13 protein-coding genes are annotated in these 14,391 nt (G+C 70.5%); 5 read left to right on the forward strand and 8 right to left on the reverse strand.

Annotated features, from left to right (window positions below; genetic code table 11):
• Nucleotides 1-1,398: an FGGY-family carbohydrate kinase gene (locus tag G6N64_RS05150; protein ID WP_246230952.1), complete on the reverse strand. Its 1,398-nt coding sequence runs from the start codon at nucleotides 1,396-1,398 to the stop codon at nucleotides 1-3.
• On the reverse strand, nucleotides 1,395-2,378 hold the full coding sequence (locus tag G6N64_RS05155) for a pyridoxal-phosphate dependent enzyme (RefSeq protein ID WP_163795909.1): 984 nt from the start codon (nucleotides 2,376-2,378) through the stop codon (nucleotides 1,395-1,397). The genes G6N64_RS05150 and G6N64_RS05155 overlap by 4 nt, the downstream gene beginning before the upstream one ends.
• A gap of 150 nt (nucleotides 2,379-2,528) precedes the next feature.
• On the opposite strand from G6N64_RS05155, the gene G6N64_RS05160 reads away from it, so the two are divergent.
• On the forward strand, nucleotides 2,529-2,966 hold the full coding sequence (locus G6N64_RS05160) for a nitroreductase family deazaflavin-dependent oxidoreductase (RefSeq protein WP_246230954.1): 438 nt from the start codon (nucleotides 2,529-2,531) through the stop codon (nucleotides 2,964-2,966).
• A gap of 9 nt (nucleotides 2,967-2,975) precedes the next feature.
• On the opposite strand, the gene G6N64_RS05165 is transcribed toward G6N64_RS05160, so the two are convergent.
• The 5 genes from G6N64_RS05165 to G6N64_RS05185 form a co-directional block, all read right to left on the reverse strand.
• Nucleotides 2,976-4,976, reverse strand: a complete 2,001-nt coding sequence (locus G6N64_RS05165; protein WP_197748324.1) for an OPT family oligopeptide transporter — start codon at nucleotides 4,974-4,976, stop codon at nucleotides 2,976-2,978.
• 102 nt (nucleotides 4,977-5,078) lie between these two features.
• Entirely contained in the window at nucleotides 5,079-5,930 is an 852-nt protein-coding gene (locus tag G6N64_RS05170) for an HpcH/HpaI aldolase/citrate lyase family protein (RefSeq protein WP_163795911.1), read from the reverse strand.
• 110 nt (nucleotides 5,931-6,040) lie between these two features.
• Nucleotides 6,041-6,664 carry a TetR/AcrR family transcriptional regulator gene (locus G6N64_RS05175; RefSeq protein ID WP_163795912.1) on the reverse strand — a complete coding sequence of 208 codons (624 nt, stop codon included), beginning with the start codon at nucleotides 6,662-6,664 and terminating at the stop codon, nucleotides 6,041-6,043.
• Between the two features lie 25 nt (nucleotides 6,665-6,689).
• On the reverse strand, nucleotides 6,690-7,541 hold the full coding sequence (locus tag G6N64_RS05180) for an oxidoreductase (protein WP_163795913.1): 852 nt from the start codon (nucleotides 7,539-7,541) through the stop codon (nucleotides 6,690-6,692).
• 97 nt (nucleotides 7,542-7,638) lie between these two features.
• Entirely contained in the window at nucleotides 7,639-8,487 is an 849-nt protein-coding gene (locus G6N64_RS05185; RefSeq protein WP_246231192.1) for a class I SAM-dependent methyltransferase, read from the reverse strand.
• A 110-nt stretch (nucleotides 8,488-8,597) separates the two neighbouring features.
• Between G6N64_RS05185 and G6N64_RS05190 the strand changes: the two genes are divergently transcribed.
• A complete protein-coding gene (locus tag G6N64_RS05190; protein ID WP_163795915.1) occupies nucleotides 8,598-9,416 on the forward strand; it encodes a class I SAM-dependent methyltransferase in 819 nt (272 codons plus the stop codon).
• The gene (locus G6N64_RS05195; protein ID WP_197748325.1) at nucleotides 9,413-10,390 is read left to right on the forward strand and encodes a phytanoyl-CoA dioxygenase family protein; all 978 of its coding nucleotides are present in this window, start codon (nucleotides 9,413-9,415) and stop codon (nucleotides 10,388-10,390) included. The genes G6N64_RS05190 and G6N64_RS05195 overlap by 4 nt, the downstream gene beginning before the upstream one ends.
• A 13-nt stretch (nucleotides 10,391-10,403) precedes the next feature.
• Here the strand turns inward: G6N64_RS05195 and G6N64_RS05200 are convergent, their stop codons facing one another.
• Nucleotides 10,404-11,657: an HNH endonuclease signature motif containing protein gene (locus G6N64_RS05200; protein ID WP_163795916.1), complete on the reverse strand. Its 1,254-nt coding sequence runs from the start codon at nucleotides 11,655-11,657 to the stop codon at nucleotides 10,404-10,406.
• A 239-nt stretch (nucleotides 11,658-11,896) separates the two neighbouring features.
• On the opposite strand from G6N64_RS05200, the gene G6N64_RS05205 reads away from it, so the two are divergent.
• Both G6N64_RS05205 and G6N64_RS05210 read left to right on the forward strand, forming a co-directional pair.
• The gene (locus G6N64_RS05205; protein ID WP_163795917.1) at nucleotides 11,897-13,378 is read left to right on the forward strand and encodes an APC family permease; all 1,482 of its coding nucleotides are present in this window, start codon (nucleotides 11,897-11,899) and stop codon (nucleotides 13,376-13,378) included.
• Nucleotides 13,375-14,361: a carbohydrate kinase family protein gene (locus tag G6N64_RS05210; RefSeq protein WP_197748326.1), complete on the forward strand. Its 987-nt coding sequence runs from the start codon at nucleotides 13,375-13,377 to the stop codon at nucleotides 14,359-14,361. Before G6N64_RS05205 ends, G6N64_RS05210 begins: the two co-directional genes overlap by 4 nt.
• The last annotated feature ends 30 nt before the right edge of the window (nucleotides 14,362-14,391 follow it).

Here is a 14,391-nt window from a genome sequence, read left to right on the forward strand (position 1 = left end):
TCAGGTCCCATCATGATTGGGCTTTTCGGCGTCGAACTTGGTTCGCGGGGCTCGGGGCATGTCGGCGTAGGAGGCGTAGGTCTCGGTCGCGAGTCCCGCAACCAACGCGGCGCCCCGTGCACCCGCCTCGGTGGCACTGCTCCGCCACAGCGGACCGAGGGCGGTGGCCTTCGCGGCCATCAGCGCCGAGCTGTGCGACCACCCGCCCGTGACCACCAGGTCACCACGCGGGCCGGTCGCACCGCTGATCACCTCGCTCAGCTCGCGGGCCTGGCGGGTCACCAGGTCGGTGGCGGCGCGCCACACGTCGCCCGGGGAGTCCGATCCGCCGTAGGTGGGCGGGTCGCCGTCGGCGGCGACGTCGACGGTGGCTGCCTCGGGCGCCGATGGGCGCGCGGCGGCGTCCAACTCGGCGAGATCGCCGGGACCGGCGCCCAGATGGGTCATGACCTGCTGGAGGATCAGGCCACCCTGCGTGGCACCCAGGACGCACCACCTGTCGCGTACGGCGTGCCATCCGATGGTGATGCCCGCGTCGGTCAGGATCGCGACGTCGGCGTCGGGCAGGGCGGGAGGGATCGTCCTGAGCAGCGCCTCGGCCGTCCCGCAGGAGTCGAGTTCGTCGTTGTCGCCGTAGGCACCCGCGCCGATGACGGCGGCCTGGTGGTCGTGGCCGGCGACGGTGAGGGTGGCGCCGCGAAGCTGCCGCAGTGCGTGATCGGCGGCCACCCGGCCGAATGACGTTCCCGCCGGGACGAGTTCGCCGAGCATGCTCCTCGACGCGCGTGACCACTCGAGGGCCTCGTCCCACGGGCTGCCGGTCGCTAGGTCGAGCCACCCGGTGCGCGACGCCAGCGAGAGTTCGGTCGCGGGCCGGCCACCCAACTGCCGCACGACCCATTCGGCGACGTTGTAGCGGCGCACGGCGGCGCGGGTCTCCGGCGAATGGTCGTACAGCCAGCGGTGTTTCGTCAGGCTCCACTGCGTCCAGAGCGGCAGACCGGTACGCAGCGAGAACCGCGGCCCACCCAGGGCGGCCTGGAGGTCGGCCAACTGTTCGGTGTCGCGGCTGTCGTGCCAGGCGATGACCGGGGCGAGGGGCGTGTCGTCCGCGCCCACCAAGATTCCCGCCTCGGCCATGCTGGCGACGCCGAGCCCCGTCACGGTCGAATCGGACTCGCCGGCAAGCACTTCGGAGAGCGCCTGCTCCGCAGCATCGGCGATGGCGTACGGGTCGGCCTCGACACCGTGCTCGGTCGTGCTCCACACGGTGGGCGCACGCCCGTGGGCGACCTCGACTCCGTCCGGTGTCATCAGCACCGCCTTGACCGACGTGGTGCCGACGTCGAGGCCGGCGAGCAGCTCGCGCCGCCCGTCCTGCCGGACCCGCCCGGTCACTGCTCCCGGTCCTCGGACCCGACCGGCGGGTCGCCGGCCAGGCTGGCCGCGTCGGGATGCCCGAACAGGCCCGGAAGACCACCACTGGCGAGGAACACGACCGTCTGCCCGGGCGTGATGATGCCGTCGTCGACCTCGCGGATCAGCCCGGCCAGCGCCCGCGCCGTGTAGGTCGGGTCGAGCACCAGTCCGTCCGTTCGCGCTGCGACGGACAGCGCGGCGCGGGCGCCGGCCGTCAGGGTGCCGTAGCCCTCCCCCACCTGATCGGTGCGGATGCGCAGCGCCGTGGCCGGCGCGTCCTCGCCCATGTCTGCGAGCAGACCGCCGACCTGCCCGTACGGGTCGGCCACGGCGCCGGTGTCCACTCCGAGCACCCGCGGCGCCCCGAGCGCGGCGACGAGTCCGGCCATGGTTCCGCCGGAACCGACCGCGCACACCACGTGGTCGACCGTGGCCCTCTGGTCGAGGATCTCGTGCCCCGCGAGCCGATAGCCATGTGCGCCGACGGCATTCGAGCCCCCGAAGGGAACGATCGAGGGACGCCGACCCTCCTCTCGGAGCCGATCGGCGACGTCCTCCGGGGAGGTGTCCCCATCGGGGTCGTCGCCCGCCCACACCACGGTGGCGCCGAGCAATCCGTCGAGGATCAGGTTGCCCTCCGGTCGACTCGGGGGGCGGCCGGGGAAGACGAGCACGGCATGCAGTCCGAGCCGAGCGGCGGCGGCCGCGGTGAGACGCGCGTGGTTGGACTGCGGCGCGCCGGTGGTGATCACGGTGTCGGCGCCCTCGGCCACGGCGGCGGCCAGGGTCCACTCCAGCTTCCGGATCTTGTTGCCCCCGCCGGCCAGGCCGGTCAGGTCGTCGCGCTTGATCCAGAGGTCGGTGGCGCGCAGGCCGATCGCCTCCGCCAGTCGCGGCGCGGATTCCAACGGCGTCGGCCAGGTCGCGAGCACGATGCGATCGGTGGGCGCTGCGGTCATCTCGACGCTCCGAATCTCACGGTGATGGACACACTCCCTCAGACCCTATGCGGGGGTGGCGTAGGTAGCGCGTCCGGAACTTCGTTGTACTCCAGGGAGTTGTCGCCGGCGTAGGACCATGCTGGGAACAGCCGATCGAGGAGGACGCCCGTGACCGATCCCCGACTCTCCATCCGCCCGCCGGAGTGGCTGAAGGACGTCAACGCGCAGATCATGTCCGACCCCGAGTCATCTGCGGCGGTGCTCACCGTCGTCGGCCGACGGAGCGGGACGCCGCGGCGTACGCCCGTCACGCTGTACGAGACCGAAGGCTCGCGCTACCTCGTCGGAGGCTTCCCCGGCGCGGACTGGGTCCGCAACGTTCGGGCGGCCGAGACCGCGGAACTCTCCGTCGCAGGCACCGAGGAGCGCATCCGTCTCGTCGAACTCGACGCCGCCTCGGCGGAACCCATCCTCCGCGCGTGGCCAGAGGTCACTCCCGACGGCGTGGCGATCATGCGTGATGCGGGTGTCATACCCGACGTCACGCCGGATTCGCTCGCCGCCGTTGCGGGGCTGTGCCCGGTGTTCCGCGTCGAATCTGCCTGACCTCCGCTCTCAGGCCTGGAGGTTCCGCGGCTGGTCGGCCGCACCCGCGTAGCTTCGGGTCCACCGGTAGAGGCCCGCGACCACGGCCACGAACAGCACCACGCCGAGGATCTCGGCCCAGCTCGCGAAGCCCTCGCCGACGAGGGCGAGCGGCGCGTCGCTCCCCGAGGCGGCGACGATGCCGGCGAAGACCACGCCGAAGAGGCTCTCCCCGACGATGAGGCCGGTCGCCATCAGCACGCCGAGCCGTTTCTTCAGTTCGACGTCACCGCCGCGTCGTTCGGACCACCTGTCGTAGTACCGGCCGAGCAGCGCGCCGAACGGGATGATCAGGGTCAGCGACATCGGTAGGTACATGCCCATGCCGACCGCCAGCGGCGGCAGCGCGAACTTGGTCGTCCGCCGCAGGACCTCGTCGACGAGGATGACGGCCGCGCCGATGGCGGCGCCCAGTCCCAGCAGACCCCAGTCGAGATCGCCGCCGAACACGCCCTTGGCCAGCGACGAGATCAGGGCCGCCTGCGGTGCGGCGAGCGCGTTCTCGCCGGCGCCAGGCGCACCCACGAACCCGAACGCCGTGTTGAGCAGGCCGAGGACCGGCGGGATCACCAGGCCGCCGAAGATGACGCCGATGACCAGTGCGACCTGCTGACGCCACGGCGTGGCGCCGACCAGCTGGCCGGTCTTGAGGTCCTGCAGGTTGTCGTTCGAGATGGTGGCGATGCCGAACACGATTGCGGTGGCGAACAGCGCGTAGGCCACCAGACCGAGGGTCTGCGAGGGATCGTCGCTGCGCCCGTGCACGAGCACCAGCACCAGCGACGCGATGACGACGACGAGGATGCCGAGTCCTGAGATCGGGCTGTTCGACGAACCGATCAGGCCGGCCATGTACCCCGCGACGGACGCGAGCACGGCACCGATCAACACGACGAACACCAGGGTCACCACGATGATGAGCGCGCGGTTGTCCGTGATGTCGGTGCTGGCGAGGAACGACCACAGCAGCAATCCGATGGGGATCAGGGACAGCGCGATGGTGCCGCCGACGATCCATATCGGGAGGTCGCGTTCGACCAGTTCGACGCGTTCTCCGCCGCGGCGCGCCTTGGTCGAGGCGGCGGCCGCGCGGATGCCCCGGACGATCGGGCCGAGGATCTTGAGCAGCGTCCACACCGCCGCGATGGCGATGGCGCCCGCACCGACGAAGCGCACGTCGCTGGAGAACGTGCTGGACACGATGTCGGTGACGTCCGCGCCGCTGGGGATGGCGTCCCACGTCAACGTGGGCAGCAGGATGAAGTAGGAGATGACCAGCCCGACGATCATCGCGAAGCCGACCGTCACGCCGACGAGGTGCCCGACGCCGATGAGTGCGAGGGACAGGCTGGCACCCACAGTGGAGCCACCGGCACCGAGACGGAAGTAGGTGGAGACGTCGCTCAGGATCGCCTTGGTCGCGGCCAGGAGGGAGAAGCCGGCGGCGACGAGCGACCCGACGAGGATCGCGCGCAGGCTGCGCCGGTTGCCCTCGCCGTCGTCCTCGGCGGCCTCGCCCACCTTGAGCACCTCGGCTGCGGCGACGCCCTCCGGGTACGGCAGGTCAGAGCCGGTGACCAGGGCACGCCGGAGCGGCACCGAATACATGACGCCGAGGACGCCGCCCACGATGCACACCGCCACGGTGGTCCAGTACGGGAAACCCGACCACCAGCCGATCATGATCAGGCCGGGCAGGACGAAGATGATCGCGGCGAGAGTGCCCGCCGCCGAGGCGATCGTCTGCACGATGTTGTTCTCGAGGATGGTGTGCCCGCGGAAGTACCGCAGGATCGCCATCGAGATGACGGCAGCCGGGATGGCGGTCGCGAACGTCAGCCCTACCTTGAGGCCGAGGTAGACGTTGGCCGCCGTGAAGACCAGCGTGATGAGCCCGCCGAGCACCACGCCCCGGACGGTGAGTTCGCGAATCGACGGGGCCGCAGCCTCGACGTCGTCCAGCTTCGCCATGACCATCTCCCACGTCGAATGGTGGTTCGAACGGCGCAGCGGCGCTGCACGCCCGGGAGATGTTAGTGGGAGTTCACGTTGTGCTCAGCACAATGCGATGGCTCAGCCGAGACCGAGCTTCTCGGCGAGGTCGAGCACGGCTTCGGCACGGGCACGGGTAGGACCGACGCTGCCGTCGTAGGGCCCGGTGGGGGCATCGAGGCGAGCGAGGGTGGCGCGGGCCTCGTCGATCTCGAGCGGTGAGGGGCTCAGCAGGCTGTTGATGGTCTCGGCGTGGTCGAGGACCAGGCAGAGCCGTCCGGTCATGCCCGCGGCCTTGGCGACCGCGGTCTCGCGGGCGAGGTGACGCGTCTGATCGCGCAGGGTCGGTCCGTCGATCGGGGCAGGCAATCCTGCGGCGCGGCTGGCGATGACGAGCCGGGACCGCGCATAGGCCAGCACCGTGGGGTCGCTGCTCATGCCGGTGTCGCGTCGGAAGTCGCCCACGCCGAACGCAATTCGTGAGCACCCGGGCGTCCGCGCGATCTCCGAGACCGCCTCCATGCCCAGCGCCGACTCGACCAGCGCCACCACCGGCGTGCCGGCGGGCAGCCGGGCGGCCGTCGAGGCGACGTCGTCGGGGGATTCGGCCTTGGCCAGCATGACGCCGGTGAGTCCCGAAACGTCGCTAAGGGCCGCGAGATCGGCCGACCAGCCGGGCGTACCGACGCCGTTGATCCGCACCCACGCCGAGTTCCCGCCATCCAGCCACCCGGCGACCGACTGCCGACCGGCCGCCTTCTGCGCGTCGGGCAGGCCATCTTCGATGTCGAGGACGACCGCGTCCGCGGCACCGGCGACAGCGGCGTCGTAGGCCGCCTCGCCGTCCGGGATGCCCGGCTGCAGCAGCCACGTTCTGGCCAGTGACCAATGCGGCTTACGGAGTCGTTCCGTCAACTGCGGTGAAACCGTCACTCGTGGAGCCCTTCGCTTGGCGATGTCACTCCATCGTCGGGGGCTGGTGACGAAGACGCCAGCTTGTGCTCGTTTTGTTCACGCCACCGACGCTCGATGGTCGTGATTGCTCAGCCCGCCGAGCCCGTGTTCATCACGTGTAGCCACACCGTCCTGCAGGTCTGGGTGGCATCGTCCAGGCCGTCGTCCGAGGTCCTGGTGGCCTGGTAGAACGTGCGCTCGATCATCCAGCACAGGGCGTGGCCGAGGGCGGCCGCATCGCCGGGCCCGTCCCCGGGCGGTGTCCCCGCGCGTTGCAGGACAGCGGCGATGGCCTCGGCGAAGACGTCGGCCGTCCCCGTCCACAGCTCGTCGATGTCGGGCACGGTGGAGCTGAGATCCACCGCCGCGCGCATCACCGGACCGTGTTCCCGCCACAGCGCAGCGGTGCGTTCCAGCGTGGTGGACACGACCTCCTCCACCGGGCCGGTGGCGGTCGACGCAGCGGCCGACTTCTCCTGCAGGGCCTGAACGGTCCGCGCCACGAGGGCGATCAGCACGTCCTGCTTGGAGGCGAAGTAGAAGTACAGCGCCCCACGGGTGAGTCCTGCGGCGGCGGCGATGTCGCTCACCGTCATGTCCGCATAGCCGCGCGTGACGAGCAGCGTCTCGGCGGCGTCGAGGATCTGCCGCTCACGCAGGTCACCCTTGCGCACGGCGGGTGCCGTGCGGCGCGAGGGCCAGGACTTGGTCACCGGCGCGCGCCCGACGCGATCGCCGTCACGAGGCGGCCAGTTGGGCGCCGTCGCCGAAATCGGTGCTGCGCGAGAGACTTTCCCACCGTCGGATGTCCTCGTCGACTGCGACGCGCGCGGCACCGATCAGCCGCAGGGCATCCGAGCCGAGCACGAGGTGTGCGGGCGGCTCCGACTCGCCCAGTATCGCGAGTACCGCCTCGGCTGCCTTTGCGGGATTGCCCAGTTGGTTGCCGCTGGCCTCCACGCGAGCGGCACGGATCGGGTCGAACAGTGCGTCGTAATCCTCGATGGTCCGTTCGGCACGGGTCATCGACCGGCCCGCCCAGTCCGTGCGGAACGAGCCCGGCTCGATCGCGGTGACGGCGATCCCGAACGACGCGACCTCCTTGCGGAGGCTCTCCAGCAGACCTTCGACGGCGAACTTGCTGGCGCAGTAGGCGGACATCCCGGGGACGGCCATCAGTCCCCCCATCGACGTGACCGCCATCAGGTGGCCGGCGCGGCGCCGGCGCATGTGGGGCAGGGCGGCCTGCAGGGTCGCCGCCACGCCGAACACGTTCGTCGCGAACTGCGCTCGCAGGTCGGACAGCGGCGTCTCCTCGAAGGTCCCCTCCACGCCGTAGCCGGCATTGGCGATCACGACGTCGATGGGGCCGACGTTCGACTCGACCTCGTCCACCGTCCGGACCACGGCGTCGTCGTCGGTCACGTCGAGGACGCGGGCGTGGGCCCGGTCGGACGACAGCGCCTCGAACGTCTCGACGTCCTCGGGCCTGCGCACCGTTCCGACCACGCGATGCCCGGCCTCGAGGGCCCCCGCCGCGAAGGCGCGGCCCAGGCCGCTGCTCACTCCCGTGATGAAGAACGTCGTCATGGCTGCCTCCGATGCATGTGCAGCACGCCACTTCGGCGTACTCGACACAGTGTCAGCTCGAAGTCGACGCCGTGTCAAGTAAGCGAGGCGTCCGACGTCAGGGCACCCGGGTGAGCAGGACGTCGACGGGATGCGGCAGCACGCCGGGCCGGCCGGGCAGCGAGATCTCGCGAAGGTAGTCGAGCAGCTGCTCGCGGGCGGCGGGTGCGAGTGCGCGCGAACGGGCTCCGATGAGGAAGTCCAGCACGGCCTCGCCCCGTCCGAGCGAGTCGTCAAGCACGTCGCGGGCGTCGAGGTGTCCGACGATGGTCTCGGTGCGGGTCGTCAGCCCGCGCGACTCCAGTTCCGCCTGGACGTCCTCGGCGAACCACGGCTTCAGCCCGGCCCATGGGCAGAGCATCTCGGTCAGGGAACACAACGGCTGCAACGGCGCGATCGCGGTCACGAGCAGGCCTCCGGGACGGACCATGCCGATTGCGTGGTCCAGCGCCACCGAGAGGTCCGCGACGTAATACAGCGAATGGACGAAGTGGACGAGGTCGGCGGGGTGGCCGGCGTCGTGGTCGGCGAAGTCACCGATGACGACGGTCGGGGTGAGAGTGTCGACCTCGAGCGCGTTCAGCCGTGAGGCGAATCGTGCCGCCGACGGCGGATGCGGCTCGACGCCGGTGTAGCGGACCCGGCGGCCACCCGCGGACAGGGCCTCGGCCAGCGGCGCATCCACGCTGCCGTCACCGACGCCCACGCCGACGACCCGCACCGGATCGCAGTCACCGAGCATCGGCGGCAGGGCGGTGGCCAGCCACGATTGCAGCCGCGACCGTTGATCACTGGCGGCCTCGTACAGCGCGTGGGTGTGTGCGTATCGCTCCGGCGACAGCGCCGGTAGCGCCGGTCGATCGAGGATTCGGGCCCGTAGTCCATCGAGGGGCAGGGGCGGCCCCATCACTGTCACCACCGCCAGTGTTCACTGAAAATCGGCTTTGCCAGACCAAAGCACCACTTCGACACCGTTGCGTAAGAAACCGCCCCGCGGATCCGTGGTTGGCTGGAGCGATGAACCGACCCGATACCGCCCAGCGGAGTCTGGACCACTGGAGCGAAGCCGGCCGGACCGAGATGCAGGCCTTCTACGCCCTGGCGACCGAGGATTACCGGCAGCTCGTCGGCGCCCGCGACTGGGCCGCCGACCTGAACGCCCATGCGGTGGACGGCCGGGTGCGGCTGCTCGACGTCGCCTGCGGAAGCGGGAAGTTCCCCTCGGCGCTGCTGGCGGCCGGCCTCCCCACCGAGCCCGTCGTCGAGGTCGACCTGCTGGATCCGTCGGCCTTCAGCATCGCCGAGGCGAAGGCGGTCCTCGCACCGCCGTTCGTCGCCGCGGCCGAGCACGAGGTGTTCCTGCAGGACTTCACCGGCACCGGCTATGACGTCGCCTGGGCCACCCACGCGCTGTACGCGCTACCTCCCGCGGAACTGGCAGCCGGTGTGGCCCGGATGGTCGGCGCCCTCCGCCCGGGTGGGTTCGGGGCCGTCGCGCAGGCGTCGTCGCGGTCGCACTACCTGACGTTCTACGACGCCTACCGCTCCTCGTTCTCCCCGGACGCCACGCCCTACACCGACGCCGAGGGCGTCGCGGAAGCACTTCGCGCGGCGGGAGCGCCGGTCGAGGTCGAGGTGCTGCACTACCGAACGGGAACGTCCGACCGCGCCGTCGCCGAGGGATTCCTGCAGCGCTGCGCCTTCGACGACTCGGTGTCGCTCGACCAGATGGAGGCCGGCGACGAGCTCGGCGCCTACCTGGCCGGCTGCCGCGCGTCGGACGGCACGTACGAATTCGAGCACGAAGCCCACCTCATCACCTGGACGCAACCGTGATCCGCAACCCGCACCTGTCCGAGACCACCGCGGCGGGAACGGCATCCGACGTCGCCGTCGAGTGGGACCGCGGCAACGACCAGTGGTGGGACTGGTACATGTCGCTCGCCGACGGTCCCGTCCCCGACGGCCCGTTCGTCGACCCGCCGCCGCACGATCCCGGCCCCCTGCCGTCCGACGACGAGATCCTCGCCGAACTCGCCGAGCCCTACCCGGTCACCGCTGCGCAGTTCCGGCAGTTCCAGACGGACGCGTTCATCAAGCTGCCGGGTGTGCTGACACCCGGCACGGTGGAGCGCCTACGGATCCGGCTGCGCGAGATGCTCGACGAATCCGTCGATCCTGCAGTGGGTTTCCAGAGCCGGGAGATGATGTGGCTGGAGGACGACCTCGTCCGGGCCGCGGTCCTCTCGCCGCGCATCGGTGGCATCGGCGCGGCCCTGCTCGGCACCGGTCAGGTTCGGCTCTACCACGACAATGCGCTGTCCAAGGAGCCCGGAGCCGGGCGCACCCCGTGGCACTACGACGCCCACCACTTCCCGCTGGACTCGCCCGACGTGTTGACGGCGTGGATCCCGCTGCAACCCACGCCGCGCGAGATGGGGCCGTTGGCCTTCGCCCGCGGTGCCGACGTCGCCGACCTCGTCGAGGACCTCGAGTTCGACAAGCACGGCACCTCGTACGACCGCGGCGTATCCGAAGTGCTTCGGGCGCAAGCCGTTCAGGTCGAGGACGGGCCGTTCGAGGCGGGCGAGGTGAGCTTCCACGCCGCCAGCTGCTTCCACACCGCCGGCGCCAACCTGACCACCGCCGCCCGCGTCGTGCTGGCGACGACGTACTTCGCCGATGGCACCAAGGTGGTCCCCAGCCCGACCATGGTCAGCGGGGACTGGCGCAAGTTCATCCCCGGCGCCGAACCGGGTCACGTCGTGGCGAGCGACCGCAACCCGCTGCTCGAGCGCCCCGGAGCCTGACCCGACGCTCGGACTAGTTGTCGCTGGTCGGTGGTGGTTCGAAGGGTGTGTACCACCACCATTGGGCGCGTTCGCCGAGCGGTCCCGGACACGGTGGGACGTCCGGTGGTGGCGTGGTGGGTGGTCGGGCCAGCGATGCCCCGGTGAGTTCGCGGCCGTCGGCGTCGGCGACGACGAGGTGCTCGGCGGGGCCGGTGAGGGTGATGCCGCCGCTGTGGTGCAGCCGGTGGTGGAAGGGGCACAGTAGTACCAGGTTCGATGGTTCGGTGGGGCCGCCGTCCTCCCAGTGGACGAGGTGGTGGGCGTGCAGGCCGCGGGTGGCGCCGCAGCCGGGGACCACGCAGCCCCGGTCGCGGTGCTCGAGAACGCGGCGTAGCCGTCGGCTGACGGTGCGGGTGGTCCGTCCGGCGCCGATGGGCTGGCCGTGGCGTTGGAACCAGACTTCGCAGGTGGCGTCGCAGAGTAGTTCACGGCGTTCGTCGTCGGACAGTAGCGGGCCGAGGTGCAGTGCGGCGGCGGGTGTGTCGACGTCGACGTGCACGACGACGGTGGTGCGTTGTCCGTGGGGTCGGCGTGCGACGTCGGTGTCCCAGCCTGCCTCGATCAGGGACATGAAGGCGTCGATGGTGGTCGGCATCGGTGGAGCCTGATCACCCGCCCGGGGGTTGTTCTCGCGGTCGCGCTTCCAGTCGGAGATCAGGGCATCGAGGTGGGACTGGTGGGCCGCCTCGAATTTTGCGGCGTCGAGGCGGGGCAGTCGGATCTTCCAGGTGACGTGGTCTTCGCCGGGGATGTCGGTCTTGACGAACGCCGGCGGTGGTTCGGGTTTCGGTCCCGGGTCGGGTCGCGGTTCGAGCTTCACCGCGGTGCGCAGTTGGGTGACGGTGGCGACGGCGGCAAGGTCGGCGTAGTGGTCGTCGGAGCCGTCGGCGGCGCGTTCGGCGATGACGCCGACCTGGTCGAGGGACAGCCGGCCCTCCCGCAGCCCGGCGACGCAGCGGGGGAACTCGTCGACACGCTGGGCGATGGCGACGACGGTGTCGGCGTTGCGGGGGGCGATGCCGGTCTTCCAGGCGACCAGGGCGGAGATGGAGCGGCAGCCGGTGGCGCCCCAGAGGTGGTCGCCGTCGATCTCGGCGACGATGTCGACGATGCGTCCGTCGATGGCGTTGCGCTGCCCGGTCAGCTCGGACAACTCGCCGAACAATGCGTCCAAATGCTCGGCCGGGTTGGCCGTCGAGACCAAAGGCGTTGCCGTGCTGGACATGAACCAATTATCGCAGAGGGGTCCGACATCTACGGCGACGTTCGAGGCGCCGACAACCATCTCCGACGGCGCTCGGCTCGGCCCCGAGTTTCCATCCGGTTAACACGCCCGCTGAGCCTTGTTCTATTTCGGACGTCCGTCTACTGTTCCCTAGAGCGTGCGATCCAGGTCACCGACGAGCCGGAGCGCAGCCCGCCATCCGGCACGACAACCCCGCGAGACCGCCTGGGAGAAGACGAATGTCAGCACACGCACCGGACGCCGCGCCCGTAGCGTCCACGGACGCCCACACCCCGACCGGTACCACGCAGTTCAAGGCCAATCTCGGCACCGGCCGGGTCGCGCTCCTCGTCATCGCCTGCGCGGCGCCCCTGGGATCGGTCATCGGCAACACGCCGATCGGCTTCACCCTCGGCAACGGCGCAGGTCTTCCCATCATCTTCCTGGTGGCGGGACTGGTCCTCGCGTGCTTCGCGGCCGGCTATGTCGCCATCAACCGTGCGGTTCCCGGGGGCGGCGGCTTCGCGCGCTATGTGCACGCAGGCTTCGGACCTGGCGCGGGGCTCGGCGCGGCCTACGCCACCACCGTGGCGTACGGCTCGGGGACGATCGCCATCACGGCCGCGGCCGGCTACTTCGCCGACGTCATCGCGCAACCGCACGGCCTGGACCTGCCCTGGTGGCTGTATTCGATCGTCGCCATGGTCATCGTCGGCACGATCGGTCGCTACGCCGCCGACCTGAGCGCGAAGGTCCTGCTGGTCATGATCGTCGCGGAGTTCGCGATGCTGATCGTGCTCGACGTCCTGATCCTCTCGCACAGCGGACTCTCGGCGTTTCCGCTCGAGGTGTTCTCCCCGAAGCAGGTGTTCTCCGGCAGCGTCGGACCGGCGCTCATGATCGCGTTCACCTCGTTCATCGGCATCGAATCCGCGGTCATCTACGCCAACGAGGCCCGCAACCCCGGCAAGACGGTGCCGCGAGCCATCTACCTGTGCGTCGGCGTCATCTCGGTGTTCTACTTCCTCACGGTGTGGCTCATCGTCGGCTCGGTCGGCGTCGGCCAGATCGTGCCCGTGGCCAACGAGGCGCAGGGCGACCTACTGTTCACCCTCTCGGGTGAGCAGGGCGGACCCCTGCTGACGACGCTCATGCAGATCTTCTTCCTCACCAGCGTCCTTGCGTCGCTGGTGGCGCTGCACAACGCGACGACGCGCTACCTGCAGACCATGGGCGCCCAGGGAACGATGCCGCGGTTCCTGGGCATACTGCACCCTCGCTACCGGGGACCGGCCCGCGCCAGCGAGGCCCTGTCCGTCCTGACGGCCGTGCTGGTCGCCGCCTTCGTGCTCCTCGGCGCCGACCCCTACCTCGGCGTCTACACCAGCCTGGGAGGACTGTTCACCGTCGGCATCGTCGCGATGCAGGGCGCGGTCGCCGTCACCGTGGTGGTGTTCTTCCGCAAACGGAAGGACCGGCGACTGTGGAAGACGCTGCTGGCTCCGTCGATCGGTGCACTCGGGCTGCTGACGGCCACCGGGCTCATCATCGCCAACTACTCCGTCCTGACGGGCACCGAGGACACGCTCCCGAATCTGCTGCCCTGGTGCATTCCGCTGGCCTTCGTCATCGGTCTCGTCGTGCACCACTTCCGCCGCGACCTCGTCGTCGACTTCGACTCCGCGCCGGCGCCCACCGCCGAGGAACGAGCCGAGCCGTGAGTGCCGTGGCGGTCATCGGCCCGCACCTGATCGACGTCCTCGGGCGCCCGGTGACGGAGATTCCGGCGGGCCAGGGCAGCGTCGTCCTCGACGAGATCCGAGTGACGGTCGCCGGCACCGGCGGCGGGGCGGCCGTCGACCTCGCGAAGCTGGGCGTCACGGTGTCGTCGTTCGCGGCCATCGGCGACGACGTCCTCGGGCGGCTGCTCGTCACGCAACTCCGGGAGTACGGCGTCGACACCGCGGGACTGGTGACTCGCCCCGGCCAGAAGACGGCGTCGACGATCCTGCCCATCCGGCCCAACGGGGAACGGCCCGCACTCCACGTTCCGGGGGCTATGGCGTCGCTGCTGCCCGCCGACGTGGACGGCACGGCTCTGCTCGCCGCCGACGCGGTGCTCTTCGGAGGGCCGGAAACTACTCCGCTGCTGCTGGATTCGGACGGCATCGCACTCCTCGGCGCGGTCCGTGCGGCACGCATCCCGATCTTCGTCGACCTGCTCTACCCGGGCCGACCCGAGACCCTCGACCTGCTCACGCCGTTGTTGCCACTGATCGACTGGTTCATGCCCAACGATCAGCAGCTGCGCGGGCTCACCGGCATCGACGACGTCGTCGGCGCCGCCCACGCGCTGCTCGACCGCGGCGTCGGAGCCGTCGCGGTCACCGTGGGCGAAGACGGCGCGCTGCTGGTGCGCCGCGACGCCGAACCCGTCGCGGTACCCGCACTGCCGACCACCGTCGTCGACACCACCGGCTGCGGTGACTCGTTCAACGCCGGCATGATCGCCGGCCTGCTGTCCGGATGCACCCCGGAGGACGCCGCCCTCCTGGGTTCCGCCTGTGGCGCCCTGGTGGCCTCCGGCCTCGGATCGGACGCGGGCATCGAGGACCTCGGTGGCGTCCTGGCGCTGATCGCCGACGCCCATCCCGAGGCCGGCCGCCGGATCGGCGGCCACCTGAACACCGCGGTCGACGCATGATCCAGATTCACTGCTGCAGAGGGGAAACAC

The organism is Mycolicibacterium sediminis (assembly GCF_010731735.1).
Lineage (GTDB): Bacteria > Actinomycetota > Actinomycetes > Mycobacteriales > Mycobacteriaceae > Mycobacterium > Mycobacterium sediminis.

Coding starts and splice junctions, on each gene's coding strand:
- G6N64_RS05200 (WP_163795916.1), bottom strand. CDS start 11,657: ATGTCCAGCACGGCAACGCCTTTGGTCTCGACGGCCAACCCGGCCGAG.
- G6N64_RS05165 (WP_197748324.1), bottom strand. CDS start 4,976: ATGGCGAAGCTGGACGACGTCGAGGCTGCGGCCCCGTCGATTCGCGAA.
- G6N64_RS05180 (WP_163795913.1), bottom strand. CDS start 7,541: ATGACGACGTTCTTCATCACGGGAGTGAGCAGCGGCCTGGGCCGCGCC.
- G6N64_RS05185 (WP_246231192.1), bottom strand. CDS start 8,487: ATGGGGCCGCCCCTGCCCCTCGATGGACTACGGGCCCGAATCCTCGAT.
- G6N64_RS05205 (WP_163795917.1), top strand. CDS start 11,897: ATGTCAGCACACGCACCGGACGCCGCGCCCGTAGCGTCCACGGACGCC.
- G6N64_RS05155 (WP_163795909.1), bottom strand. CDS start 2,378: ATGACCGCAGCGCCCACCGATCGCATCGTGCTCGCGACCTGGCCGACG.
- G6N64_RS05190 (WP_163795915.1), top strand. CDS start 8,598: ATGAACCGACCCGATACCGCCCAGCGGAGTCTGGACCACTGGAGCGAA.